The organism is Dyella sp. AD56 (assembly GCF_002878475.1).
GTDB lineage: Bacteria > Pseudomonadota > Gammaproteobacteria > Xanthomonadales > Rhodanobacteraceae > Dyella.
Map to the genome: position 1 here is coordinate 84,890 of NZ_NRDP01000001.1, position 20,828 is coordinate 105,717.

25 protein-coding genes are annotated in these 20,828 nt (G+C 63.7%); 18 read left to right on the plus strand and 7 right to left on the minus strand.

The window, feature by feature from the left end; all coding sequences use genetic code 11:
• Positions 1-46: 46 nt before the first annotated feature.
• The 11 genes from DyAD56_RS00400 to ptsP all read left to right on the plus strand — a co-directional run bounded on the left by DyAD56_RS00400 (position 47) and on the right by ptsP (position 9,303).
• Complete coding sequence (locus DyAD56_RS00400) at positions 47-586, plus strand: HAD-IIIA family hydrolase (RefSeq protein ID WP_102300768.1); 540 nt, start codon at positions 47-49, stop codon at positions 584-586.
• The gene (gene lptC, locus DyAD56_RS00405) at positions 583-1,251 is read left to right on the plus strand and encodes an LPS export ABC transporter periplasmic protein LptC (RefSeq protein WP_102300769.1); all 669 of its coding nucleotides are present in this window, start codon (positions 583-585) and stop codon (positions 1,249-1,251) included. Before DyAD56_RS00400 ends, lptC begins: the two co-directional genes overlap by 4 nt.
• 13 nt (positions 1,252-1,264) lie before the next feature.
• Positions 1,265-1,801 carry a lipopolysaccharide transport periplasmic protein LptA gene (lptA, locus tag DyAD56_RS00410; protein WP_233202231.1) on the plus strand — a complete coding sequence of 179 codons (537 nt, stop codon included), beginning with the start codon at positions 1,265-1,267 and terminating at the stop codon, positions 1,799-1,801.
• Positions 1,802-1,811: 10 nt separating this feature from the next.
• Positions 1,812-2,528, plus strand: a complete 717-nt coding sequence (gene lptB, locus DyAD56_RS00415) for an LPS export ABC transporter ATP-binding protein (protein WP_102301074.1) — start codon at positions 1,812-1,814, stop codon at positions 2,526-2,528.
• 136 nt (positions 2,529-2,664) lie between these two features.
• Complete coding sequence (locus DyAD56_RS00420) at positions 2,665-4,131, plus strand: RNA polymerase factor sigma-54 (RefSeq protein ID WP_102300771.1); 1,467 nt, start codon at positions 2,665-2,667, stop codon at positions 4,129-4,131.
• A 289-nt stretch (positions 4,132-4,420) separates the two neighbouring features.
• On the plus strand, positions 4,421-4,744 hold the full coding sequence (raiA, locus tag DyAD56_RS00425; protein ID WP_102300772.1) for a ribosome-associated translation inhibitor RaiA: 324 nt from the start codon (positions 4,421-4,423) through the stop codon (positions 4,742-4,744).
• 130 nt (positions 4,745-4,874) lie between these two features.
• Positions 4,875-5,825: an HPr(Ser) kinase/phosphatase gene (hprK, locus tag DyAD56_RS00430; RefSeq protein ID WP_102300773.1), complete on the plus strand. Its 951-nt coding sequence runs from the start codon at positions 4,875-4,877 to the stop codon at positions 5,823-5,825.
• Positions 5,826-5,828: 3 nt separating this feature from the next.
• Positions 5,829-6,716, plus strand: coding sequence for an RNase adapter RapZ (gene rapZ / locus DyAD56_RS00435; protein ID WP_102300774.1), 888 nt, complete (start codon positions 5,829-5,831; stop codon positions 6,714-6,716).
• A gap of 43 nt (positions 6,717-6,759) precedes the next feature.
• Positions 6,760-7,152 (plus strand): PTS fructose IIA subunit family protein, encoded by a 393-nt coding sequence (locus DyAD56_RS00440; RefSeq protein WP_102300775.1) that lies wholly within the window; start codon positions 6,760-6,762, stop codon positions 7,150-7,152.
• Positions 7,145-7,414 (plus strand): HPr family phosphocarrier protein, encoded by a 270-nt coding sequence (locus DyAD56_RS00445; RefSeq protein WP_102300776.1) that lies wholly within the window; start codon positions 7,145-7,147, stop codon positions 7,412-7,414. The genes DyAD56_RS00440 and DyAD56_RS00445 overlap by 8 nt, the downstream gene beginning before the upstream one ends.
• Positions 7,415-7,572: 158 nt before the next feature.
• Positions 7,573-9,303, plus strand: a complete 1,731-nt coding sequence (ptsP, locus tag DyAD56_RS00450) for a phosphoenolpyruvate--protein phosphotransferase (RefSeq protein ID WP_102300777.1) — start codon at positions 7,573-7,575, stop codon at positions 9,301-9,303.
• 20 nt (positions 9,304-9,323) lie between these two features.
• Here ptsP and DyAD56_RS00455 read toward each other — a convergent pair whose 3' ends face one another.
• On the minus strand, positions 9,324-10,202 hold the full coding sequence (locus tag DyAD56_RS00455; RefSeq protein ID WP_102300778.1) for a LysR family transcriptional regulator: 879 nt from the start codon (positions 10,200-10,202) through the stop codon (positions 9,324-9,326).
• 86 nt (positions 10,203-10,288) lie between these two features.
• Here DyAD56_RS00455 and DyAD56_RS00460 point away from each other — a divergent pair, with 86 nt between their 5' ends.
• Complete coding sequence (locus tag DyAD56_RS00460) at positions 10,289-11,314, plus strand: YeiH family protein (RefSeq protein WP_102301075.1); 1,026 nt, start codon at positions 10,289-10,291, stop codon at positions 11,312-11,314.
• Between the two features lie 55 nt (positions 11,315-11,369).
• A complete protein-coding gene (locus tag DyAD56_RS00465; protein ID WP_102300779.1) occupies positions 11,370-11,801 on the plus strand; it encodes a hypothetical protein in 432 nt (143 codons plus the stop codon).
• 9 nt (positions 11,802-11,810) lie between these two features.
• Here the strand turns inward: DyAD56_RS00465 and DyAD56_RS00470 are convergent, their stop codons facing one another.
• Positions 11,811-12,209: a DUF302 domain-containing protein gene (locus tag DyAD56_RS00470; protein WP_102300780.1), complete on the minus strand. Its 399-nt coding sequence runs from the start codon at positions 12,207-12,209 to the stop codon at positions 11,811-11,813.
• Between the two features lie 120 nt (positions 12,210-12,329).
• On the minus strand, positions 12,330-13,076 hold the full coding sequence (locus tag DyAD56_RS00475) for a glucose 1-dehydrogenase (protein ID WP_102300781.1): 747 nt from the start codon (positions 13,074-13,076) through the stop codon (positions 12,330-12,332).
• 109 nt (positions 13,077-13,185) lie between these two features.
• Between DyAD56_RS00475 and DyAD56_RS00480 the strand changes: the two genes are divergently transcribed.
• The gene (locus tag DyAD56_RS00480) at positions 13,186-13,572 is read left to right on the plus strand and encodes a helix-turn-helix domain-containing protein (RefSeq protein ID WP_102300782.1); all 387 of its coding nucleotides are present in this window, start codon (positions 13,186-13,188) and stop codon (positions 13,570-13,572) included.
• 14 nt (positions 13,573-13,586) lie between these two features.
• On the opposite strand, the gene tsaB is transcribed toward DyAD56_RS00480, so the two are convergent.
• Both tsaB and creD read right to left on the minus strand, forming a co-directional pair.
• On the minus strand, positions 13,587-14,276 hold the full coding sequence (tsaB, locus tag DyAD56_RS00485; protein ID WP_102300783.1) for a tRNA (adenosine(37)-N6)-threonylcarbamoyltransferase complex dimerization subunit type 1 TsaB: 690 nt from the start codon (positions 14,274-14,276) through the stop codon (positions 13,587-13,589).
• Positions 14,273-15,616, minus strand: a complete 1,344-nt coding sequence (gene creD / locus DyAD56_RS00490) for a cell envelope integrity protein CreD (RefSeq protein ID WP_102300784.1) — start codon at positions 15,614-15,616, stop codon at positions 14,273-14,275. Before creD ends, tsaB begins: the two co-directional genes overlap by 4 nt.
• A 185-nt stretch (positions 15,617-15,801) precedes the next feature.
• On the opposite strand from creD, the gene DyAD56_RS00495 reads away from it, so the two are divergent.
• The 3 genes from DyAD56_RS00495 to DyAD56_RS00505 all read left to right on the plus strand — a co-directional run bounded on the left by DyAD56_RS00495 (position 15,802) and on the right by DyAD56_RS00505 (position 17,937).
• Positions 15,802-16,173, plus strand: coding sequence for a nuclear transport factor 2 family protein (locus DyAD56_RS00495; RefSeq protein ID WP_102300785.1), 372 nt, complete (start codon positions 15,802-15,804; stop codon positions 16,171-16,173).
• A 50-nt stretch (positions 16,174-16,223) separates the two neighbouring features.
• Entirely contained in the window at positions 16,224-17,042 is an 819-nt protein-coding gene (locus DyAD56_RS00500; protein ID WP_102300786.1) for an alpha/beta hydrolase, read from the plus strand.
• A gap of 88 nt (positions 17,043-17,130) precedes the next feature.
• A complete protein-coding gene (locus DyAD56_RS00505) occupies positions 17,131-17,937 on the plus strand; it encodes a helix-turn-helix transcriptional regulator (protein ID WP_102300787.1) in 807 nt (268 codons plus the stop codon).
• Positions 17,938-17,940: 3 nt separating this feature from the next.
• Here DyAD56_RS00505 and DyAD56_RS00510 read toward each other — a convergent pair whose 3' ends face one another.
• Together DyAD56_RS00510 and DyAD56_RS00515 are read right to left on the minus strand one after the other, a co-directional pair.
• Positions 17,941-18,309 (minus strand): VOC family protein, encoded by a 369-nt coding sequence (locus DyAD56_RS00510; protein WP_102300788.1) that lies wholly within the window; start codon positions 18,307-18,309, stop codon positions 17,941-17,943.
• 71 nt (positions 18,310-18,380) lie between these two features.
• A complete protein-coding gene (locus tag DyAD56_RS00515) occupies positions 18,381-20,315 on the minus strand; it encodes an ATP-dependent DNA helicase (RefSeq protein ID WP_102301076.1) in 1,935 nt (644 codons plus the stop codon).
• A gap of 75 nt (positions 20,316-20,390) precedes the next feature.
• On the opposite strand from DyAD56_RS00515, the gene DyAD56_RS00520 reads away from it, so the two are divergent.
• Positions 20,391-20,768: a VOC family protein gene (locus DyAD56_RS00520; RefSeq protein ID WP_102300789.1), complete on the plus strand. Its 378-nt coding sequence runs from the start codon at positions 20,391-20,393 to the stop codon at positions 20,766-20,768.
• Positions 20,769-20,828: the final 60 nt, after the last annotated feature.

Sequence of the window (20,828 nt, forward strand, 5' to 3'; positions counted from 1 at the left end):
CGTTTGACGGTATCGCCCTCCCTTCGCCTCATTGCCGACCCCGCCCATGTATCTGGCTGATATCCCCGCAGACGTCCTTGCCCGCGCCGCCAAGATCCGCCTCGTCGTGTTCGACGTGGACGGCACCCTGACCGACGGCCGCCTGTGGTACGCCGAAGACGGTCACGAAACCAAGGTTTTCCACGTGCACGACGGCCTCGGCCTGAAGCGCCTGATGGCCAACGGCGTGCAGGTCGCAATCATCTCCGCCCGCATCAGCCACCCGGTGGCGCTGCGTGCCGAGGAGTTGGACATCGCCCACGTTTACCAGGGCCAGGGCGACAAGCGCGCCAGCCTCGAGCAATTGCTGGAGGCACTGAACCTGACGCCAGAGCAGGCAGCCTTCGTCGGCGACGACCTGCCTGACCTGCCGCCGATGCGCATGGTCGGCCTGGCCGTGGCTGTGGCGAACGCCCACCCCTGGGTTGCCGAACAGTCCCACTGGCGCACCCACCTGGGCGGCGGCATGGGTGCGGCGCGCGAAGTCTGTGACATGGTCCTGCAGGCTCAGGGCAAAGCGGCCGCCGAACGGGAGCGCTGGCAGTGAGTTTGCGCACTTACCTGCGCGACCGGAGCCTGCCCGTGGCCACGGTGGTGATGGCTATCGCCACCGGCGCGGCCTACATGCTGCAGCAGTGGATTGCCCCATCGCCCAAGGTCAGCGACTTCGTGGGGCCTCCGCGCTCGGGTTACATCCTCACCAACTTCAAACTGTGGTCGTACGACGTCGACGGCCTGCCCAGCTTCCAGATGGTGGCGCCGCACCTGGAGCGAAGGGAGAACGACGATTCGCTCTACATCAACACTCCCGATTTCACGATGCCCTCAAACGACCCCGGCGTGCCGCCGTGGCTGGGCAAGTCGCTCTATGCCTGGGTCGACAAGAGCGGCACCCTGCTGAAGCTGCAAGGCCCGGTCTACATGCACCGAGCCGCCTTCGCGGACACCCCCATGACGGAAATGCACACCACCGACGTCACCGCCTGGCCCAAGGACAACCTCATGGTGACCGACGCCCCAGCGCATATGAAGCAAGGCCCACGTACACTTAACGGGGTCGGCATGCGTGCCAACCTCAACACCAATCATCTGGAGCTGTTCGATGAAGTCACCGGCTCGTTTCCGCCGCGACCCAAGAAGTCTCAAGCTGCACCTCGCCCTGCTGGTCCTGGGGCTGCTCGTCCTGCAGCCGGCGCTGGCCAAGCAGGATGACCGCAATCAGCCGATGAACTTCTCGTCCAAGACCATGGACGGATTCAACGCGCCCAACACGGTCACCACGCTGACTGGCAACGTCGTGGCCACGCAGGGCACGATGAAGATGACCGGTGCTGTCGCCAAGCTTTATCTGGATAACGACACACAGGTATCGCGTGCCGTGGTGACGAGCAGTCCTGGCGTCCTTGCGCATATCGAACAGTTGGATGACTGCGGCAATCTGATGCAGGGTGATGCCATCCAGCTGGATTACGACAACATCAACGGCATCGCGGTGCTCACCGGCAATGCCGTGGTGCGCCAGCAGGGCCGTGGCGAGTTTCATGGCGACAAGCTCACCTATAACACGCAAACCTCGCTGATCACCGGCGAAGCCGGCGGTGACGGTCTGGTGCACGGCGTCATTCTGCCCAAGGCAAAGCCCGGCACCACACCGCCGCCCGCCAGTCAGGTGGCTGCCCCAGCCTGCCACCCCAACGCCGCGCCCGCTACACCACCTGCTGCTGCACCCGCTGCCGCACCCAAGCCGGCCGAGGCCCACTGATCGATGCTTTCTGCTGAAGGTCTGCAAAAAAAAAAGTTTCAAGGCACGTCAGGTCGTGCGTGACTTCGCCTTCTCCATTCGCGAGGGTGAAGTGGTCGGCCTGCTCGGCCCCAATGGCGCGGGCAAGACCACCTGCTTCTACATGGTGGTGGGCCTGATAGAAGCCGATGCCGGCGTGATCAAGCTCGACAAGCAGGACATCACCGGCCTGCCCATGCACCAGCGCGCCAAGCTCGGTATTGGATACCTGCCGCAGGAAGCTTCAGTGTTCCGCCGCCTTACCGTGTCCGACAACATCAAGGCGGTGCTCGAGCTTCGCGAAGGCTGGGACGAAAAGCGCCGCGCCAACGAGCTGGAAAGCCTGCTGGACGAACTGAAGATCTCGCACATCGCGGACCAGAAGGGCATCAGCCTTTCCGGTGGCGAGCGCCGACGCGTGGAAATCGCGCGCGCACTCGCAGCGCACCCGCGCTACATGCTGCTGGACGAACCGTTTGCAGGCGTGGACCCCATTTCAGTGGGCGAAATCCAGCGCATCGTGCGCCACCTCAAGGAGCGCGGCATCGGCGTGCTCATCACCGACCACAATGTGCGCGAAACGCTGGGCATCTGCGACCGCGCGTACATCCTCAATGATGGCGAAGTGCTCTCCCGCGGCACGCCTGCGCACATTCTTGCTGACGAGAAGGTCCGCGAGGTTTACCTCGGCCGCGAGTTCCGCCTGTAACGGTTGCGGAACAGGGCATACCCACGCACAAACCTCGGAGATAAACCTGAGGTAGTACGCGATTCCGCCTTCGACCTATGGCCGACCCCGGGGGCAAGAGTTAGGATGACCTTCACATTCATCCCGACCGCTTGGCATGAAACCCGGACTGCAGTTTCGCCTCAATCAACAGCTCACGCTGACCCCCCAGTTGCAGCAGGCTATCCGTCTGCTGCAACTGTCGCAGCTTGAGCTGGAGGCCGAACTGAGGCAGATCGCCGAAAGCAATCCGCTGCTCGAATTTTCGGATGACAATCCGGACGAGCTGGACGGCGAAGAGCGCGAGCCGATGGAGCCGCTCCCGACGAGTTCGGCGAGCTCGACCAGCAGCGATACCGTTGACGATGCAGAGGCCCCCGAATGGGGCGACGCCTATGTCGATGGTGGCAGCGACGACCCCATCGACTTTTCCGCCAGCAGCGGCTCCTCGCGCAACAGCAATCCCGACGAGGACGGTTTCGAGCCGCAGAGCGCCGCAGCGGAAACGCTGCAGGAACACCTGCTCTGGCAACTCAACCTCACGCACATGAGTGCACGCGACCGCACCATTGCGGCCGTGCTCATCGATGCACTCAATCCGGACGGCTATCTCACCGAGAGCATGGAGTCGCTCACCGCGGCCCTGCCGGCCGACCTTAGAGCGACGCAGGCGGAAGTGGAATACGTGCGGCACATGCTGCAGCGTTTCGACCCCACGGGTGTCGCAAGCGTGGATCTGCGTGATTGCCTTACCGTGCAACTTCAGCAGTTCGCCCCCGACACGCCTCAGCGCGAGCTCGCCTTGCGCATCGTGGATGCCGAACTCGAACTGCTCGCCCGCAACGACATCGCGCGCCTTGCCCGCAAGCTACGCGCGAACGAGGACGACACCGCCGCCGCCGCCGTGCTGATCCGCAGCCTCGACCCGCGTCCCGGCGCTGCGCTCGACGTCACGCCCGTGGAGTACGTCGCCCCCGACGTTTACGCGCGCAAGGATGTCGGTCGCTGGCGTGTCAGTCTCAACCCCGATTGCCAGCCCCGCCTGGGTCTTAACCAGCATTACTGCGGCCTGATCGCGCAGGCCCGCGGTACCGACGCAAGTTGGATGCGCGGGCAGCTGCAGGAGGCACGCTGGCTTATCAAGAGCCTGGAATCACGCGCCGAAACGCTGCTCAAGGTGGCCGAAGCCATCGTGCGTCGCCAAAGCGCCTTCCTCGACTACGGCCCTGAAGCCATGCACCCGCTGGTGCTGCGCGAAGTCGCCGAGGAAGTGGGCATGCACGAATCAACGATTTCACGTGTAACTACCCGCAAGTACATCCATACGCCGCGGGGCACGTTCGAACTCAAGCACTTCTTTTCCAGCGGCGTGTCCACCGAAGACGGTGGCAGTGCGTCGGCCACCGCCATCCAGGCCATGCTGCGCAAGCTGGTCGATGCCGAGGACCCGCGCAAGCCGCTGTCCGACCAGGCTATCGCGGAGGAACTGCACCGCAAGGGCATTCAGGTTGCCCGACGCACTGTCGCCAAATACCGCGAAGCCATGCGCATTCCCAGCTCCAGCGAGCGCCAGCGCGCTGGCTGAACGGGCCTGCCCGTCCACTGTGGCAAAGCGCCTCGGGAACTTGGCGGCAAAAAAGGCGTCCCCATAATCAGAGGTAAGACGATCCGAAGGGAACCTGTCATGTCAGGGCCGTGAAGGTCTTTCTAACGCGAAGAAAGCTTCAGAGGTGCATAGTGACTTTCCCGACTTGGTGAGGAGGCCGGAAATCCCATCGGAAAACTAGGGCTTTCAAAAGGTGTGTCGGCCACGACATAAGCGACCGGTGCATCGACCCCAGCCGCACCTGCGGCAGTACTGAAGGAGGCGCAACATGCAAGTTCAGCTCAGCGGTCAGCAGATTGAAGTCACCCCGGCCCTTCGGGATCACGTGAACAGCCGGCTCGACCGCCTTACCCGCCTCGACGAACGAATTCTCAGCCTGAGCATCGTTCTTTCCGTGAACAAACTGCAGCAGCGAGCTGAAGGCACGCTCTGCGTCACGGGCAGCACCCTGCACGCCGAAGCGCTTGAGAACGACATGTACGTCTCCATTGATGTCCTCTTCGACAAGCTGGTGACACAGCTGCGCAAGCACCGCGAGAAGATCAGCGATAAGCATCAGCGCGCCGTCCGCGACGAGCGCCTGTACGGCTGACCGCCCCGGCCCGCCCGTGCTCCGGGCGGGCCCTCTCCCCCTCCGAATCCCCCGATCCAAGGCGCCCGACGGCGCGAACTGGCACAATGTCCGTGCAGCCCCCTTCTTTTGGCTGCAGAAAGGACATGGCTTGGACCGGCTGACCGCCCGACAACTCTACGACAGTGTTCACGAGCGCATGGCTTTGCGCTGGGTTTCCGGCATGCGCGGCGAGTCGCGCGTGCTGGAGCAGGCTGCGACCACCACGCGCCGCCCGTCGTTGATTGGCTATCTCAACGTCATCTATCCCAACAAGATTCAGATCATCGGCACCGAGGAACTGAATTTCCTCGACAGCCTGGATTCGCGCCAACGCTGGGAGGCGATCAACAAGATCGCCGCCTATCAGCCCGTGGCGATGATCGTCACCAAGGATCAGCCCATCCCCACCGACCTGCGCGAGGTGGCGGAAGAAACCAACACGCCTTTGTGGATCAGCTCCAAGCGCGGCCACGAGCTGCTGACCTGGATGCAGTACCACCTGGCACGCATTCTCGCGCCCAAGATCACTCTGCACGGCGTGTTCCTCGAGGTGTTTTCCATCGGCGTGCTGATCACCGGCGAATCAGGATCAGGCAAAAGCGAACTTGCGTTGGACCTGATCAGCCGTGGCCACCGCCTGGTGGCCGACGATGCCACCGAATTCACCCTGATCGCACCGGACGTGATCGACGGCACCTGCCCCGAACTGTTGCAGGACCTGTTGGAAGTTCGTGGTCTTGGCGTATTGAACGTGCGCGAGATGTTCGGTCACACCGCGGTCAAGCCTTCCAAATACCTTCGCCTCGTCGTGCATCTCAAACCTCTGCGCGATGGGGAAGACACCGATGGACTCACACGCCTTACCGGCGACATCGGCCACCGCGAGATCTTCGAGGTGCCGGTGCCCATGATCACCATTCCCGTAGCCCCTGGTCGTAACCTTGCCGTGCTGGTCGAGGCGGCCGTGCGCAACCACGTGCTCAAGAGCAAGGGCATCGACCCCGCCCAGACCTTCATCGACCGCCAGGCGCACCAGATGCGTCGACTGCCTCCCTGGTGACCCATGACAGAGACGACTATCCGGCACCCTGACGCCATCCACCTGATCGTACTCACCGGCATGTCCGGTGGCGGCAAGACCGTGGCGCTGCGCGCGCTGGAAGATCTGGACTTCTACTGCGTCGACAACCTGCCCACCGTCCTGCTGCCACAACTCGTGGCGGCGGTGAGCCTCAATGTGGAAGGCAAGCGCCGCAACGTCGCGGTTGGTGTGGACGTACGCAACCCGGGTGAAGACCTGCAGCGTATGCCCGCCATGCTGTCGGAGCTGGCCGCTGTCGGCGTGCACACGCATCTGATTTTCCTGGATTGCCGCGACGACGTGCTGATCAAGCGTTATTCGGAAACGCGACGTCGCCACCCACTCTCCTTCCGCGGCCTGTCACTCGCCGACGCGATCGCCGAAGAACGGCGCTTGTTGCGCCCGCTATCGGCCATTGCCGACAAGGTCATCGACTCCAGCGATCTGAACGTGCATCAGCTGCGTCGACTCATTGCGACGGGTTATGCCGAAGCTACCGAAGGGCTGACGCTGATGTTCCAGTCGTTCGCCTTCCGCCGAGGCCTGCCCCTGGACGCGGACTTCGTGTTCGACGCGCGCTGCCTGCCAAACCCCCATTGGGATCCCAGGCTGCGCCCGCTCTCGGGCAAGGACGCAGCCGTGCGCGACTACCTGGATACGCAACCGATGGTCGCCGAATACTTCGCCGACACAGCGCGCTGGCTGGATACGTGGTTGCCACGTTTCGAAGCCGATGACCGCAGCTACGTCACCATCGCCATCGGTTGCACCGGCGGCCGACACCGTTCGGTGTACCTCGTTGAAAAACTGGCCGCCCATTACCGCACGCTGCGTAGCGGCGTGCTTACCTTCCATCGTGAACTCGAGTGATAGCCATGCTGTCCAAAGCACTTCATCGGACCGGCACGCCGTCATGAGCGTCGGCGTGCTGTTGATGACGCACGAGGCGGTCGGCCAGGCGCTGATCTCTGCCGCTCACCACGTGCTACCCAAGCTGCCCCTGCGGGTGGAAGCTGTCGAAGTTCCGCCGCAGGCGGATCCGGACGTGATGCGTACGCTCACGGCCAAACACGCGCGGGAGCTCGACGAGGGCAGCGGCGTGCTGGTGCTCGCCGATTTGTACGGCGCTACGCCCTGCAACATCGGGCTGTCGCTGAGCTCACTCGGGGTGCGGTTGCGCTGCGTATCGGGACTCAACCTCCCGATGCTGTTGCGCGTACTCAATTACGCAGAAAAACCGTTGGATGAGTTGGCGGAGATTGCCGCCAGCGGGGGCCGCGGAGGGATCTTCATCGACCATGCTTGAAAAAGAAATTGTCGTCTCCAACAAACTGGGGCTGCATGCCCGGGCTTCGGCCAAGCTCGTGCAGCTGGTGCAGGGTTTCAAATCCACCGTGTGGCTGGTGAGCAAGGGCCGCGAAGTCAACGCGCAGAGCATCATGGGCGTCATGATGTTGGCAGCCGGTATCGGCACGCCACTGACGGTTCGCGCCGAAGGGCCGGACGAGCAGTCCGCCGTCGATGCCGTCGCCGCCCTGTTCGATCGCAAGTTCGACGAAGGAGCCTGAGTGGGCAGAGAAAAGATGACATGCATGCGTCACCCTGAGGCCGTATTCACGGCCCGGTTGGCTACGTCGTGCCATCTTTTCTTATCAGGAATCCACGCGTTGGCGGGATGCCGGCGTCACGCGCGGCCAGCTCGGCCGTTCCACCACGGAAGGCCGATATGAGACAGATACTGACAGGCACCCCCGCAGCAAAAGGCATGGCCCTCGGCCGTGCCCGCTTGGTGCAGCCTAGCCGTTATCTGGTCGATACCCGCCCGCTCGCCGAAGACGAAGTAGACGTCGAGTTGGAGCGCCTTCATCGCGCGCTTGATACAGCTCGCCAAGAATTGCGCGAACTTCGCGGCAAGCTGCACGGTGCACTCGCTCGCGAAGTGAACGAGTTCATCGACGCGCATAGCCTGCTGCTCGACGACCCGGAACTGCTGCGCGGACTGGACGATCTGGTGCGCATCGGCCACTACCGTCCGGGCGCCGCACTGAAGAAGCAGCGCGATCGCCTCGCGGCCGTGTTCGAAGCGATGGACGATCCTTACCTGCGCTCGCGCAAGGAAGACGTCGACCAGGTCATCAGCCGCGTCATCTCCGCTCTGCAACGCCAGACCAGCCGCGAAGAGCGCAAGCTGGCGGCGCGCGTGGGCGAGATCCTCATCGCCGACACCATCGCCCCCGCCGACATGGCCCACCTTGCCGGCAGTGGCCTGCTCGGCGTGGTCGCCAGTTCCGGTAGCCCGTATTCGCACAGCGCCATTCTTGCGCGCAGCCTCGACCTGCCGATGCTGGTCGGTGCGCGCGATGCGCTGTCGACCATCCACGACGATGACTTGATCCTGCTCGATGCGGAACGCGGCGAAGCCGTGGTGCATCCCACCGCGCAGGATCTCGCCCGCTATCGCGCGTGGCAGCGTGAAGCCGCGCTGGAAGGCCGCCGCCTCGCGACCCTGGCCAACGCACCCACGCGCACGCGCGACGGCGTCGACATCCGCCTGTATGCCAACGCGGAAATGCCGCCCGATATCGCCATGGCGCGTGCGCGCGGCGCGGACGGTGTCGGCCTGTACCGCACCGAGTTCCTGTTCCTGCGCCAAAAGGGACTGCCCACCGAAGACGAGCAGTTCATCGCCTATCGCGATCTGGTGCTCGGCATGGGCGGCCTGCCCGTCACCATCCGCACGCTCGACCTCGGCGCCGACAAGGCCGATGCCGCGGGCTTGGTGATACGCGGCGAAGACAACCCCGCGCTGGGCGTGCGTGGCGTACGCCTGTCGCTACGCTACCCCGCCGTGTTCACCACGCAAATCCGCGCGATCCTGCGAGCCGCCTGTTACGGCCCGGTGCGCGTGTTGGTGCCGATGGTGACGCAACCAGACGAACTGATCGCCGTGCGTACGCTGTTCAAGCTGGCCCGTCAGGACCTGAAGCGCGAGAACATCGACCTGCCGGAAAAATTGCAGCTCGGCGCAATGATCGAAGTACCGGCCGCCGCTATCAACGTGCGCGCGCTGCTCGAGCACGCCGACTTCCTTGCCATCGGCACGAACGACCTTGCGCAGTACGTGCTGGCCGCCGACCGTGGCAACGATGCACTGGACAACATCTACAACCCGCTGCAGCCGGCGTTGTTGCGCCTGCTCGCCTACGTGATCACGGAAGGACGCCGGGCGAAGAAGCCGGTAAGCCTGTGCGGCGAAATTGGCGGCGACACCAACTTCACTGCCTTGCTGCTGGCCTTGGGCCTGTGCGAGTTCAGCATGCACCCCAGCCAGCTGCTGCACGTTCGCGACCGCCTTATCGATCTCGACCATGGCTTGCTTCGTTCGCAGGCGCCGCGCATCCTCCGCTCGCGTACGCACGAAGAAGCCGAGGCGCTATTGGCCGAGATCCTCGGCTGATTTTTTCGCCGCGGGATCGGTCAACCCGCGCTGGTGAGGAATGCCTCGATCAACGCCCCGCGATAGCGCTGCCGATGCAATAGCAGCGACAGCTTGCGATGCAGGTCGAGGAACGGCGTATGCAGCACTTTCAATCGTCCGGCGGCGACGGCATCGATTACGGCCACCTCAGGCAGGCAGGCAATACCTAGACCGGCAATCACCGCCTGCTTGATCGCCTCGGCCTGATCCAGTTCCAGCACGGTATCCCCGGCGGGTAAAGACGACAGCGCTCGCTCGCTCAGGCTGCGCGTGGCTGACCCCGGCTCGCGCAACACCCAACGCGCGCCGGCAAAGTCCTTGGGTTCCAGTCGCCGTTTACGCGCGAGCGGATGATCAGGCGAGGTGCACACCACCAGGGCGTCATCGCGCCAGGAACGCACTTCCAGTGAAGGGTGCGCAACCGGCCCTTCAACGCAGCCCAGCTCCAGTACGTGATCGAGCATGGCCGCCACGATCTCCGCCGTGTTGGACACGCGAAGACGCACCGACACGTGCGGATGCGCGCGCACGAACTCGCCCAACAGTTCGCCCACGCGATAGTTGCCCACGGTATTGCTCGCCCCAATCCGCAGCTCGCCACCCAGTTCATCAACGCCGCCACTGCCCACGCGGCCAAACTCGGCATAGCGCTCCAGCAACTCCTGCGCGAGCGGCAGCAATTCCCGGCCACGCGTGTTGAGGCGCAGGCGCCCGCGCTCGCGGGCGAAGACGGCAGCATCCAACTGCCGCTCCATCTCCGCCAGCGCCATGCTGGCGGCGGGCTGGGTGAGGTGCAGGGCTTCGGCCGCCGCGCGCACGCTGCCGAGGCGTGCGATCTGCACGAACACCTCCAACTGGCGCGGGCTGATGTTGATCATCAATTTATCTTATAACAATCATCAATAATTCAAAATTTTCTTGATGATCGACGAAACGGACAATGGCGGCATTGCAGGAGAACGCCATGAACGCCACCGCCGTCGCCAGCCCCGCCGCCCCCACCCTTTCCCAGCGCGTCCCCGGCCTGCTGCTTTCCGTAGTCATTGCGCTCGTGGCGCTGGGGCTGGGTAAGGTCGCGCCACTGATCGGTGGTCCGGTATTCGGCATCGTGCTGGGTATCCTGGTACGCAACACGGCCGCGCCCGGCGGCACGTTCACGCCTGGCATCCAGTTCGCCGGCAAGCAGGTATTGCAGTGGTCGATCATCGCGCTGGGCTTTGGCCTGAGCCTGGACCAGGTGGCCAAGACCGGCCTCGAGTCGCTGTCGGTCACGTTGGTGACCATGACGGTGGCCTTCCTCACCGCATGGCTGCTTGGCCGCATGCTCAAGGTGGACGACAAGCTGAAGATCCTGATCGGCGTGGGCACGGCGATCTGCGGCGGTTCGGCGATTGCGGCGGTGACGCCCATCATCAAGCCGGACGAACACGACACGGCGTTCGCGATCTCTACCATTTTCCTGTTCAACCTCGTCGCTGTGCTGCTGTTCCCCCTGCTCGGCCATGTGCTGCACCTGTCGGACCTTGGCTTTGGCCTATGGGCCGGTACGGCCATCAACGACACCTCGTCGGTAGTGGCCGCGGGTTACAGCTTCAGCAAGCAGGCGGGCGACTACGCCACCATCGTCAAGCTCACCCGCGCCACGCTGATCATCCCGATCTGCCTGATCCTCGCCTTCGCCACCGCGTGGAAGCAGAAGAAGCAGGGCGCCAGCGATTTCAGCCTGGCCCGCATCTTCCCCTGGTTTATCTTGTGGTTCTTGGTGGCTTCCGGCGCGCGCACCGCGGGCCTTATTCCTGTCGCTATCCAGCCGATGCTCCATATGGCCGCAGAGTTCCTGATCATCGTGGCGCTGACGGCCATTGGCCTTTCCGCCAACCTGCGCAAGATGGCGTCGACCGGTGCACGTCCGATCCTGTTGGGCCTGGGCGTGTGGGCCGCGGTGTCGGTGAGCAGCCTGCTGGTGCAGTTGGTGATCGGACAGCTGTAAGGCGCCTGATCGATTACGCTTGCTGTCGCCAGCACCATCGACGACGGATGCCGATATGCAGTTCCACGGACAATGCCACTGCGGAAACATCGCCTATACGCTCGACTGGGAACCCGATCCCACAGAGATCCCGGCGCGTGCTTGCGATTGTTCCTTTTGCACGAAGCATGGTGCGGTATGGACGTCCGTACCTGATGGGCTCCTGCGCATCAGCGTGCGCGACCCGGCGGCGGTGAACCACTACGCATTTGGCACAAGCACCGCGAATTTCCACATCTGCCGCCAATGTGGCGTGGTTCCGCTGGTGACCTGCACGGTCGACGATCGCCTCTATGCCGTGGTCAACGTCAACACGCTAGGCAATGTGGATCCCGCCCTGTTGCATCATCGGTCGGCGAGCTTCAGTGAAGAGGATGTGGGCTCGAAACTCGCAAGGCGACAGGCGAACTGGATCGCTAACGTCCGCTTTGTCGAACGCCTGGATTGACCAAGCGGCTCAGCCTGCCACCGCCTGCTTCAGGAGCGGCAGCGGTCCTGCCAGATTGGCAGTCATCGCTTCAGGCAAACCGTGCCGGGCAATGATGTACTCCGGCGCATTGCAGGCAACGCATGTCGCGCCCTGACCGTCGCTCCACACCAGGACTTTGAGCGGCAGATCCAAGCCGGCGAGCGGAACCTGTTGCATCAACGGAGTACCGGCTTTGGGGTTGCCGAAGATCAACATTTGTTCGCCCTGCATAGTTAGCCCAGCGCGAGCTGCATCACCACTGAAATCGATGTGCGCAAACACGGTGATGCCGTGCGATTCGAGCGCTTGCCGGATATTGTCGATGGTTGTGGTCACATCGAAGGCCGAGCGGAACTGGATGATGCCGTTATCGGGCTGACTGGACATGGGCCCCTCGCCACATGAAAAGGAAGGCCGATCATCGTCGCAGTATCGTCAATCCTGCGCATGCAAAAAGGCGCACCCCGGCCCACACCGGGGTGCGCAACAAGGTCCAGCTTTGTCGGATCAGCGCATGCCGCCGCCGGCGTAGAGCTGTTCGCCGGTCAGCCAATAAGAATCGCTGGAAGCCAGGAAAGTAACGATGGAAGCGATGTCGTCCGGCTGACCAATGCGGCCCAGCGGCGTCTGTGCGATAGCGCCCTGATGGAAGTCCGAACCGATGAAACCGGCTGCGTGCGTGCCCTCGGTTTCAACCATGCCCGGGTTCACCGCGTTGACGCGGATCTGGCGCGGACCCAATTCGCGGGCCAGCACGCCGGTGATGGCGTCCACCGCGCCCTTGGTGCCCGTGTATACCGCGCTTTCCGCGGGCACGATGCGCGTGACCAGCGAGCCGATATTGATCACGCTGCCGCCGTCGTTCATGTGACGGGCTGCCGCCTGCGTGGTCAGCAACAAGCCGAGCACATTGACGTTGAACTGCTTGTGGAAGTGTTCCTCGGTGATGGCGTCAAGCGCGCCGAACTCGTAGACGCCGGAGTTGTTCACCAGGATGTCGAGGCGGCCGAAGCTGGACACCGCCGCATCGGCAAGCGCCTTGGCGTCCGCCGCCTTGGAAACGTCGCCGCCTACGGCGACGGCCTTGCCGCCGGCCTTGGTGATCTCGGCCACCACGGCGTCTGCCCCGGCCTTGCTGGAGGCGTAGTTCACCACGACGGAGGCGCCTTCGGCGGCCAGGGCCTTAGCGATGGCCGCGCCGATGCCCTTGGATGCGCCAGTAACAACAGCCACTTTACCTTTGAGCTTGCTCATGACGGGAACCTGTTCAGTTGGGAGGAAAGAGGGTTTGGGAGTTCCTACTCCCATAGTTCGCAACATACGAACTTATGAACTAGTTTTCAAGTGCTGCTAAAATGAGCACATGAGGCCCCTGACCCACCCCTCCCTCGACGACGTGACCGTAGAAGGCATCTTGCATGCGCTGTCTGATCCCGTGCGCGCGGCCATCTACTGGCAGTTGTCCTGTGCGGACAGCGCCAACACTTGCTCGGCCTTCCTCAAGATGGAGGATCGCTGCATTCCCAAGTCCACCCTGTCGCAGCACTTCCGCGCGCTGCGCGAAGCCGGTCTGATTCGCAGTGAACGCCGTGGCGTGGAAATGCTCAACACCACGCGCTGCGCAGAGGTCGAACAGCGCTTTCCCGGGTTGCTGCCCGCGATCAAGAACGCGCAGAGCATCCAGTGCGAGGCCCGCAAGCTAGACGCGGACCTGAAGCACGCAGCCACCCGCGCTGCGCGCAGCGCCTGAACCGATAGCCGGGGTCAGGCCTTGCCCTGCTCCACCAGCGTCAGGGCGACCTTATCGCGCAGATAGACCGGCAGGGCGTGCTCCGGTGCATGCGCGTGGCCAGCCGAAAATTCGCGCGCGGCGAGCTCAGCAACATGGCGTGCCTGCGGGTAACGCGCACCCTCGGCGGAACGCAGCGCCCCAGTGAGGCGCGGACGCAGAACGTCTTCGTAGGTCGTCCAGCCAGTACCCACCACGTGCCACGCAGCGGACGGCGAAAGGCTCAGTGCGCCCGGGGTGCAAACGCGTTCCTCGTCGAGCACGACGAGTCCGCCGTTATCGTCACGACGGTAACTGGCGGCATAGATCTCGCCCATACGGGCATCGATGACAGCCAGAATGTCAGCATCGTCTTCCGGTGCTTCCAGCGCCAAGGCTGCCAGCGACGACACTGTCACTACGGGCACGTCCAGCGCCAGCGCCATGCCCTGCGCCAGCGAAATGCCCAGGCGCACGCCGGTGAAGGCGCCGGGGCCGCGGCCCACGGCGATCACGTCGAGCGCGTGGCGCCCCAGCCCGGCCTCCGCCAGTAGCGCGTCGGCCATCGGCAACACCAGTTCGGCATGTCGGCGTGGAGCGATCTCGCTGCGCGCGATCACTTCGTCGCCGTGGATCAACGCGACGGAGCAGGCTTCGGTAGAGGTTTCGATGGCGAGCAATTTCATGGCTGCTCCATGATAGCCGGCCCGGCCGCCGCCGGCATGCTGGCATACCAGTCGATGCGGCGGGTCAGATACATCAGCAAGGCCACGGTGAGCACCAGCACGATGGCGCCGATGAGCAAGGCGTACTGCTCGGCGGCCAGCACTACGTAGAGCATGGCGTAGACCAGCGCCAACGCCACACCCAGCCACATGCCGGCCCGGCGCGCGCCCAGCACGGCCCCGGCATAGCCGCCAATGATGAGTACAACCGAGGCCGCCGCCACGGCGTAAGCAGGTCCGAAGCCGATCTGTTCGGACAGTGCCAGCAACAGCACGTAGAACGAGGCGAGCGCCGCGCCCACCAGCAGGTATTGCACGGGGTGCACGCGCAGGCGCTTGAGCACTTCGAACAGGAAGAACGCCACGAACGTCATGGTGATGAACAACAGGCCGTACTTCCCTGCGCGCACGTTGCGTTGATACACGTCGACGGGCTGGAACAGCGCCACGCCAAACGCCGCATCGTGCACGGCCGTGTCGACGCGCGCATCACTCGCGTGCCACGTCTGGCCAAATTTACGGTTGAGATCGAGCATATGCCAGCGTGCGGAGAAACCATCGGCCTTGACGGTTCGCTCCACCGGCAGCGCAGCGCCGATAAAGCTCGGGTCCGGCCAGGGTGCATGCAGCTTCACATCCGTGGTGCGCGCCAGCGGAAGCCATTGCAGCGACTGCGTGCCAGCAAGACGCAGCTTCACCGAAAACTCCACCGGCTGGTCGCCCACGGCCGTCAGATCGATCGGCACGATCACCATGGACGAGGAACCGCCAAACGTTGCGGCGGATGATTGGAAGCGCTGCGTCTTGCCATTGATCCGCAGCTCGCTCACTTCCTGCAAGCCGCGCAGATCACCTACCGCAAGGCGCAGCTCGGCCTTGCCATCCTCCCAGCGGGAGCCGTCCATCTGGCGCGCCTGCGCGATGTCTTCGGCGGTAAAGCGACCATCCAGTTGCACGGTCGAGGCAAACACTGGCGCGTCGTAAATACCGTAGCGTCGCTTGTCCACCGCCATGCCGGCATCCACGCTCAGCGCGTCCGGCAGCACGTACGTCGTATCCGTCATGTCGCGCGCTTCGCCGGAAGGAAGCGTCGTCATCTGATGCGATGGCACGGCAAGCACCAAGCCACCCAGCACCTGCTCACCGCCCCAACCCTGCGCAATTTGGTCGATGGCGGCCTGTCGCATGCCTTGCCGCTCTTCCACCAGCGACTGCACTCGCCATAGCGGAATCAACATCAGTAGCGCCAGCAGACCCACGCCAAGCACCTTGGCGGTCCATCCCTTCATCCAATGACCCATGACAGATTCCCTTGTATCGGAGCCTGCATGACAACCGCTGCGCGTGCGAACCCGCCGGCCGTGCGCGGCCAATCCAGCAACGAGTTGTGGCAAAAGCCGGGCGCAAGTCATTACCCGGCAGGTAATCGCTTCCGTGCAGGGCGGGCCGCAAGCTGAGCCCACACCAACGAACGGAGCAAGCCACCATGACCACGAACGCCCACACCCTCGCCGAACGCTACATCGCCAGCTGGAACGAAACCGACGCCCTGCGCCGCCGCAGCTTGATCGAAGACACCTATGCCGAACACGCGCGCTACACCGACCCGATGGTGGACGCCAAAGGCTGGGAAGCGATCGACGCCACCGTCGCTGCCGTGCAGAACATGTTCCCGGGCCACCGCTTCGCCTTGGCGGGAACGGTCGATGCCCACCACGACACGGTGCGCTTCCAATGGCATCTCGCCTCGCCCGGCGCGGTCGAGCCCCTGGTGATCGGCTTCGACGTGGCCTCGCTGGAAGACGGCCGCATCCGCCAGGTGTTCGGCTTCCTCGACAAGGTTCCCCAGACCATCTAACCCATTTGCGCGGGCGGTCAATGCCGCTCGCGCCCTCCGGAGATATCGACATGCCTACTTTCACCACCAACGATGGCGTCACCCTGGCCTACGAGGATTGGGGTCATGGCAAACCCGTGCTGTTCGTCCATTCGTGGGCGCTGGATTCACAGATGTGGGCGCCACACATGCTGCACTTCAATGCACTGGGCATGCGCACCATTGCCATGGATCGCCGCGGCCACGGGCGCTCCGACCGACCCGGCAATGGTTACGACTATGACCGTCTCACCGACGATCTGGCTGCACTGATCGAATGTCTCGATTTGCGCGAGCTGACCCTGGTCGCTCACTCCATGGGGACGGCCGAATGCATCCGCCTGCTGTCGCGGCATGGCAGTGAGCGGATCGCGCGCGTCATCCTGCTCTCGCCAACGGCGCCGTGCTATCTCGACGCTGACGGTAAGCAGCTACCTCTCTCCTTCTTCGAGCCCGCACTTGCCGCCATCCGCGAGGACTACGCCCAATGGCTCGCAGAGGGCGCAGACGACTTCTATCTGCCTGCCGAAACCGGCACCTCGGAAGGCATGATCCGACGCACCGTGGACATGATGTTGAACACATCGCTGCACGCCGCCACCGGATGTTTCCGCCTACGCGTAAGCACCGACATGCGTGATGAACTGTCCGGCATCGACGTGCCCATGCTGGTCATCCACGGGCTACGTGACGCTAGCGAGCCTGTCACCGGCGGCCGCGCGATTGCCAGCCGGGTCAAGGGATGCACGATGCTGGAATACGCCGACGCGCCGCACGGCATGTTCCATACCCACAAGCGCCGCCTGCTCGAAGACATGCAGGCATTCATTGGCACCCATGCCAGTGCATGACTTTTGCCGCACGGCGAGACCGCCGCATCATGAAATCATCGATGCGGCAGGTCGACGATGAATCAAGCTAATCCATAAGGACAAACGCATGCATGCCGTGGCCGCCAAGCAACGTCCCGTAGGTGATCTGCTGCGCGAATGGCGACGCCATCGTCGCCTGAGCCAGCTTGATCTCGCTAGCGGCGCGGAAGTCTCCACGCGGCATCTGAGTTTTATGGAATCAGGCCGCTCGCAACCCAGTCGGGACATGATCATGCGCCTGTGCGAATACCTGGACATTCCACTGCGCGAGCGCAACCAGTTGCTGGTAGCCGCCGGCTTTGCGCCGGCCTATCTCGAACGCGGCATCGCCGATCCTGAGTTCGCCACGGTGTTGGGCTCGATCCGTCTGCTACTCAAGGGACTGGAACCCTATCCCGCCCTGGCCGTCGACCGGCACTGGAACCTGATCGAAAGCAATCAAGCCACGCAACGTCTGCTCATGGGACTCGTGCCGCAATGGCTGAAGCCACCCATCAACGTGCTGCGCGTGAGCTTGCATCCCGACGGATTGGCGCCCTTCATCCGTAATCTGCCGATCTGGCGCGCACATCTGTTGGATCGACTGCGCCATCAGATCGATGCCACGAACGATCCCGGACTGGTTTCCCTGTTGCACGAACTGCAGGGTTATCCCGGCGGCGATACGGCACCCCACGACATCATCCGCGGTGATATCGCCGTTCCCATGGAACTGGCCATGGGCGACACGGTGCTATCGATGTTGAGCACGACCACGGTGTTCGGCACGCCGATGGATGTCACGCTCGCCGAACTTGCGCTGGAAGCCTTTGTGCCAGCCAACGAAAACACGGCGCAGGTGTTGCGCGAGCTTGCTGCGCGACCGGACGGGTAAGCGTCAGGACGGTGGCTGCCAAAGTTCGATGCGAGTGCCTTCCGGATCCATGGCCCAACCGAAGCGGCCGTACTCGCTGTCTTCCACCCGATCGTCCACCGTCACGCCAGCGTCCCGCAGCCGGGCGAGCAGGCCGTCCAGGTCATCCACGCGAAAGTTGATCATGTACGGCTGGGTGCTGGGCGCGAAATACTTGGTGTCGGCGGCGAACGGCGACCACATGGTGTAGCCGGGCTGCCGCGGCTCATCATCGAAGCGAGCGCCGCCCCACGCTTCGACCGGCAATCCCAGATGCTGCGCATACCATTCTGCGAGTGCGCTGGGATCGCGTGCCTTGAAGAAGATGCCTCCGAAACCGATGACCTTGGCCATGTTCGTCACTCCTCCGGTATGGACGTTCTATGGTCGTCCCGGCAAGTGACAAAAACCAGTGCCTGTATCACCTACGCGGTGGCGGATACTTCGTCGTCGAAGAACGCCTGCACCTCAGCCAATTCCTTTGTCCGCGGCATGGCAGGCAGGCTTTTGAGGAACAGGCGTCCGTAGCCCTTGGTGGTAAGGCGTGGATCGCACAGCACCAGCACGCCGCGATCATGCACATCACGGATCAGGCGTCCGGCGCCCTGTTTCAGCGCAATGACAGCGCTGGGCACCTGCCAGCCCATAAACGGATTGATGCCCGACTGTTCCAGCGCTTCCAGGCGCGCCTGCAGCACGGGATCGTCAGGCGAGGCGAACGGCAGTTTGTCGATCACCACCACGCTGAGCGCTTCGCCTGCCACATCTACCCCTTCCCAAAAGCTGGCCGCGCCGAGCAACACGCCGTGGCCGCTGTGGCGGAACTCGTCCAATAGCCGATGACGCGGCGCACTGCCCTGCACGAACAGCGGCCAGGGCACGCGTTCCTGCAGCAACTCGGCGGCACGGCGCAGGGCGCGATGCGACGTAAACAGCAAGAAGGCGCGGCCGTGCGAGGCATGCAACACCGGCAGCACGGATTCGATGACACGATCGGTGTAGTCACGTGCGGACGGGTCGGGCAATCCTGCAGGCAGATAGCACAGCGCCTGCTTTTCGTAGTCGAAGGGACTCTCGACCTGCAGCGTCTGCGGTTCGTCCAATCCCAACTGGCGCGCGAAGTGATCGAAGCTGGATGACACCGACAGCGTGGCCGAGGTGTAGATCCACGCGGCCTGTGTCTGCGCGCGCATCGCTCGCAAGGGCGCTGCCAGATCCAGCGGCGTCGCATGCAGTGCAAAGCCACGCGGAAACAGTTCATACCAGCGCACATCGCGTTCGCTGCCGCGCTCAGCGATGCGGTCGAGCCGCTCACTGATCAACGCAGCGCGTTCATGCGCATTGGCGAAGCCGCGCGACCGTTCGGCCTGCGAAGCAAGCACGTCAGTGAGCGCGGCCAGCACTTCGCGAAGCTCATGCAACGCATCGCCGATATCACGCTTGCTTTCCAACTGATGGAACGGGCCACGTTCGGGCAAGGCGTCCATCGCCAGACGCAGCTTGCGCACAGCGTCCTGCATGGCTTCAACAGGCTCCGGCACCAGGCCGATCGCACCGGTGACGCCGTTGCATTCGGCCAGGCTGTCCTGCGCCAGATCGGTGAGCTGACGTGCGCTGATGCTTTGCGAGAAGAACTGCCCGGCCAGCTCGGGAATCTGGTGCGCCTCGTCGAGGATGAACGCACTGGCGCCCGGCAGGATCTCGCCGAAACCTTCTTGCTTGAGCGCGAGATCGGCGAACAGCAGGTGATGGTTCACCACGACAAGGTCGGCTTCCTGCGCTTCGCGACGCGCCTTGATCACATGGCAATCGTCGTAGAAAGGACATTCCACACCCAGGCAGTTTTCCGGCGTAGAGGTGACGCGCGGCCACAGCGGCGACTCCTCCGGGACCTCCGCCAACTCCATCCGGTCACCGCGGCGCGTGCGCGCTGACCACGCGCGTACCGCCGCCAGCTGCGATGCCTGTGTGCGGTCGAACGTGGCGCCCTCGCGCACGGTCTGGTCCAGGCGGTAAAGGCACAGGTAATTGGAGCGCCCCTTGAGCAGGGCCATCTTGAGGCGCGTATCCAGCACCGAACGCACGCGCGGCAGGTCGCGGAAGTACAACTGGTCCTGCAGCGCCTTGGTACCCGTGGAGACGATCACGCGTTCGCCCGACAGCAGCGCGGGCACGAGATACGCAAAGGTCTTGCCGGTACCCGTACCGGCTTCCGCAATCAACGTCTCGCGCTCGGCGATGGCGTGCTGCACTGCGCGCGCCATCGCCTGTTGGGCGGCGCGCGGGGCGAAATTAGGCAGCTCGCGGGCAAACGGGCCTTCCGTACCCAGCAGCGCGGCGACATCCTCGTGATCGATCATCCGCAAAGTATCGCCGACGCCGGGCTCGACCGCGAATGTCATAGACTCAGCAGACCTCCATCGTGGAGCCTTGCCATGTCTTCACAGGTCAGCGGCATCGGCCAGATCGCCGTCACCGTCAGTGACGTCGACGCTGCGCTTGCGTTCTACCGCGACATCCTCGAACTGCCCTTTCTGTTCCGGCCTGCCACAAACCTGGCGTTTCTCGACGCCGGCGGCGTACGCCTGATGCTGTCCACGCCGCAGGGCGCCGGCAGCGTGGGCGGCAATTCCGTTCTGTACTTCAAGGTCGGGGACATCGAGCACCAGTTCCGCACCCTGCTCGATCGCGGTGCCGTGGGCGAACGCGAACCGCAGGCGACGGCGGAACTGTCCGACCACACGTTGTGGCTGGCCTTCCTGCGCGATCCGGACGGGAATCTGGTGGGATTGATGGAGGAGCGGCGGCGCTGATCCGGCCGCCCTCTTCTGTGCAGGAGCGCATATGTGCGCTCCTGCCAGACCATGCAGGGC

Coding starts and splice junctions, on each gene's coding strand:
- DyAD56_RS00455 (WP_102300778.1), bottom strand. CDS start 10,202: ATGATCAACATCAGCCCGCGCCAGTTGGAGGTGTTCGTGCAGATCGCA.
- DyAD56_RS00440 (WP_102300775.1), top strand. CDS start 6,760: ATGAGCGTCGGCGTGCTGTTGATGACGCACGAGGCGGTCGGCCAGGCG.
- DyAD56_RS00510 (WP_102300788.1), bottom strand. CDS start 18,309: ATGGCCAAGGTCATCGGTTTCGGAGGCATCTTCTTCAAGGCACGCGAT.
- raiA (WP_102300772.1), top strand. CDS start 4,421: ATGCAAGTTCAGCTCAGCGGTCAGCAGATTGAAGTCACCCCGGCCCTT.
- DyAD56_RS00495 (WP_102300785.1), top strand. CDS start 15,802: ATGACCACGAACGCCCACACCCTCGCCGAACGCTACATCGCCAGCTGG.
- DyAD56_RS00465 (WP_102300779.1), top strand. CDS start 11,370: ATGCAGTTCCACGGACAATGCCACTGCGGAAACATCGCCTATACGCTC.
- DyAD56_RS00475 (WP_102300781.1), bottom strand. CDS start 13,076: ATGAGCAAGCTCAAAGGTAAAGTGGCTGTTGTTACTGGCGCATCCAAG.
- DyAD56_RS00480 (WP_102300782.1), top strand. CDS start 13,186: ATGAGGCCCCTGACCCACCCCTCCCTCGACGACGTGACCGTAGAAGGC.
- DyAD56_RS00515 (WP_102301076.1), bottom strand. CDS start 20,315: ATGATCGATCACGAGGATGTCGCCGCGCTGCTGGGTACGGAAGGCCCG.
- ptsP (WP_102300777.1), top strand. CDS start 7,573: ATGAGACAGATACTGACAGGCACCCCCGCAGCAAAAGGCATGGCCCTC.
- DyAD56_RS00520 (WP_102300789.1), top strand. CDS start 20,391: ATGTCTTCACAGGTCAGCGGCATCGGCCAGATCGCCGTCACCGTCAGT.
- DyAD56_RS00505 (WP_102300787.1), top strand. CDS start 17,131: ATGCATGCCGTGGCCGCCAAGCAACGTCCCGTAGGTGATCTGCTGCGC.
- DyAD56_RS00420 (WP_102300771.1), top strand. CDS start 2,665: ATGAAACCCGGACTGCAGTTTCGCCTCAATCAACAGCTCACGCTGACC.
- lptA (WP_233202231.1), top strand. CDS start 1,265: ATGAACTTCTCGTCCAAGACCATGGACGGATTCAACGCGCCCAACACG.
- tsaB (WP_102300783.1), bottom strand. CDS start 14,276: ATGAAATTGCTCGCCATCGAAACCTCTACCGAAGCCTGCTCCGTCGCG.
- DyAD56_RS00445 (WP_102300776.1), top strand. CDS start 7,145: ATGCTTGAAAAAGAAATTGTCGTCTCCAACAAACTGGGGCTGCATGCC.
- DyAD56_RS00470 (WP_102300780.1), bottom strand. CDS start 12,209: ATGTCCAGTCAGCCCGATAACGGCATCATCCAGTTCCGCTCGGCCTTC.
- creD (WP_102300784.1), bottom strand. CDS start 15,616: ATGGGTCATTGGATGAAGGGATGGACCGCCAAGGTGCTTGGCGTGGGT.
- DyAD56_RS00460 (WP_102301075.1), top strand. CDS start 10,289: ATGAACGCCACCGCCGTCGCCAGCCCCGCCGCCCCCACCCTTTCCCAG.
- DyAD56_RS00400 (WP_102300768.1), top strand. CDS start 47: ATGTATCTGGCTGATATCCCCGCAGACGTCCTTGCCCGCGCCGCCAAG.
- rapZ (WP_102300774.1), top strand. CDS start 5,829: ATGACAGAGACGACTATCCGGCACCCTGACGCCATCCACCTGATCGTA.
- DyAD56_RS00500 (WP_102300786.1), top strand. CDS start 16,224: ATGCCTACTTTCACCACCAACGATGGCGTCACCCTGGCCTACGAGGAT.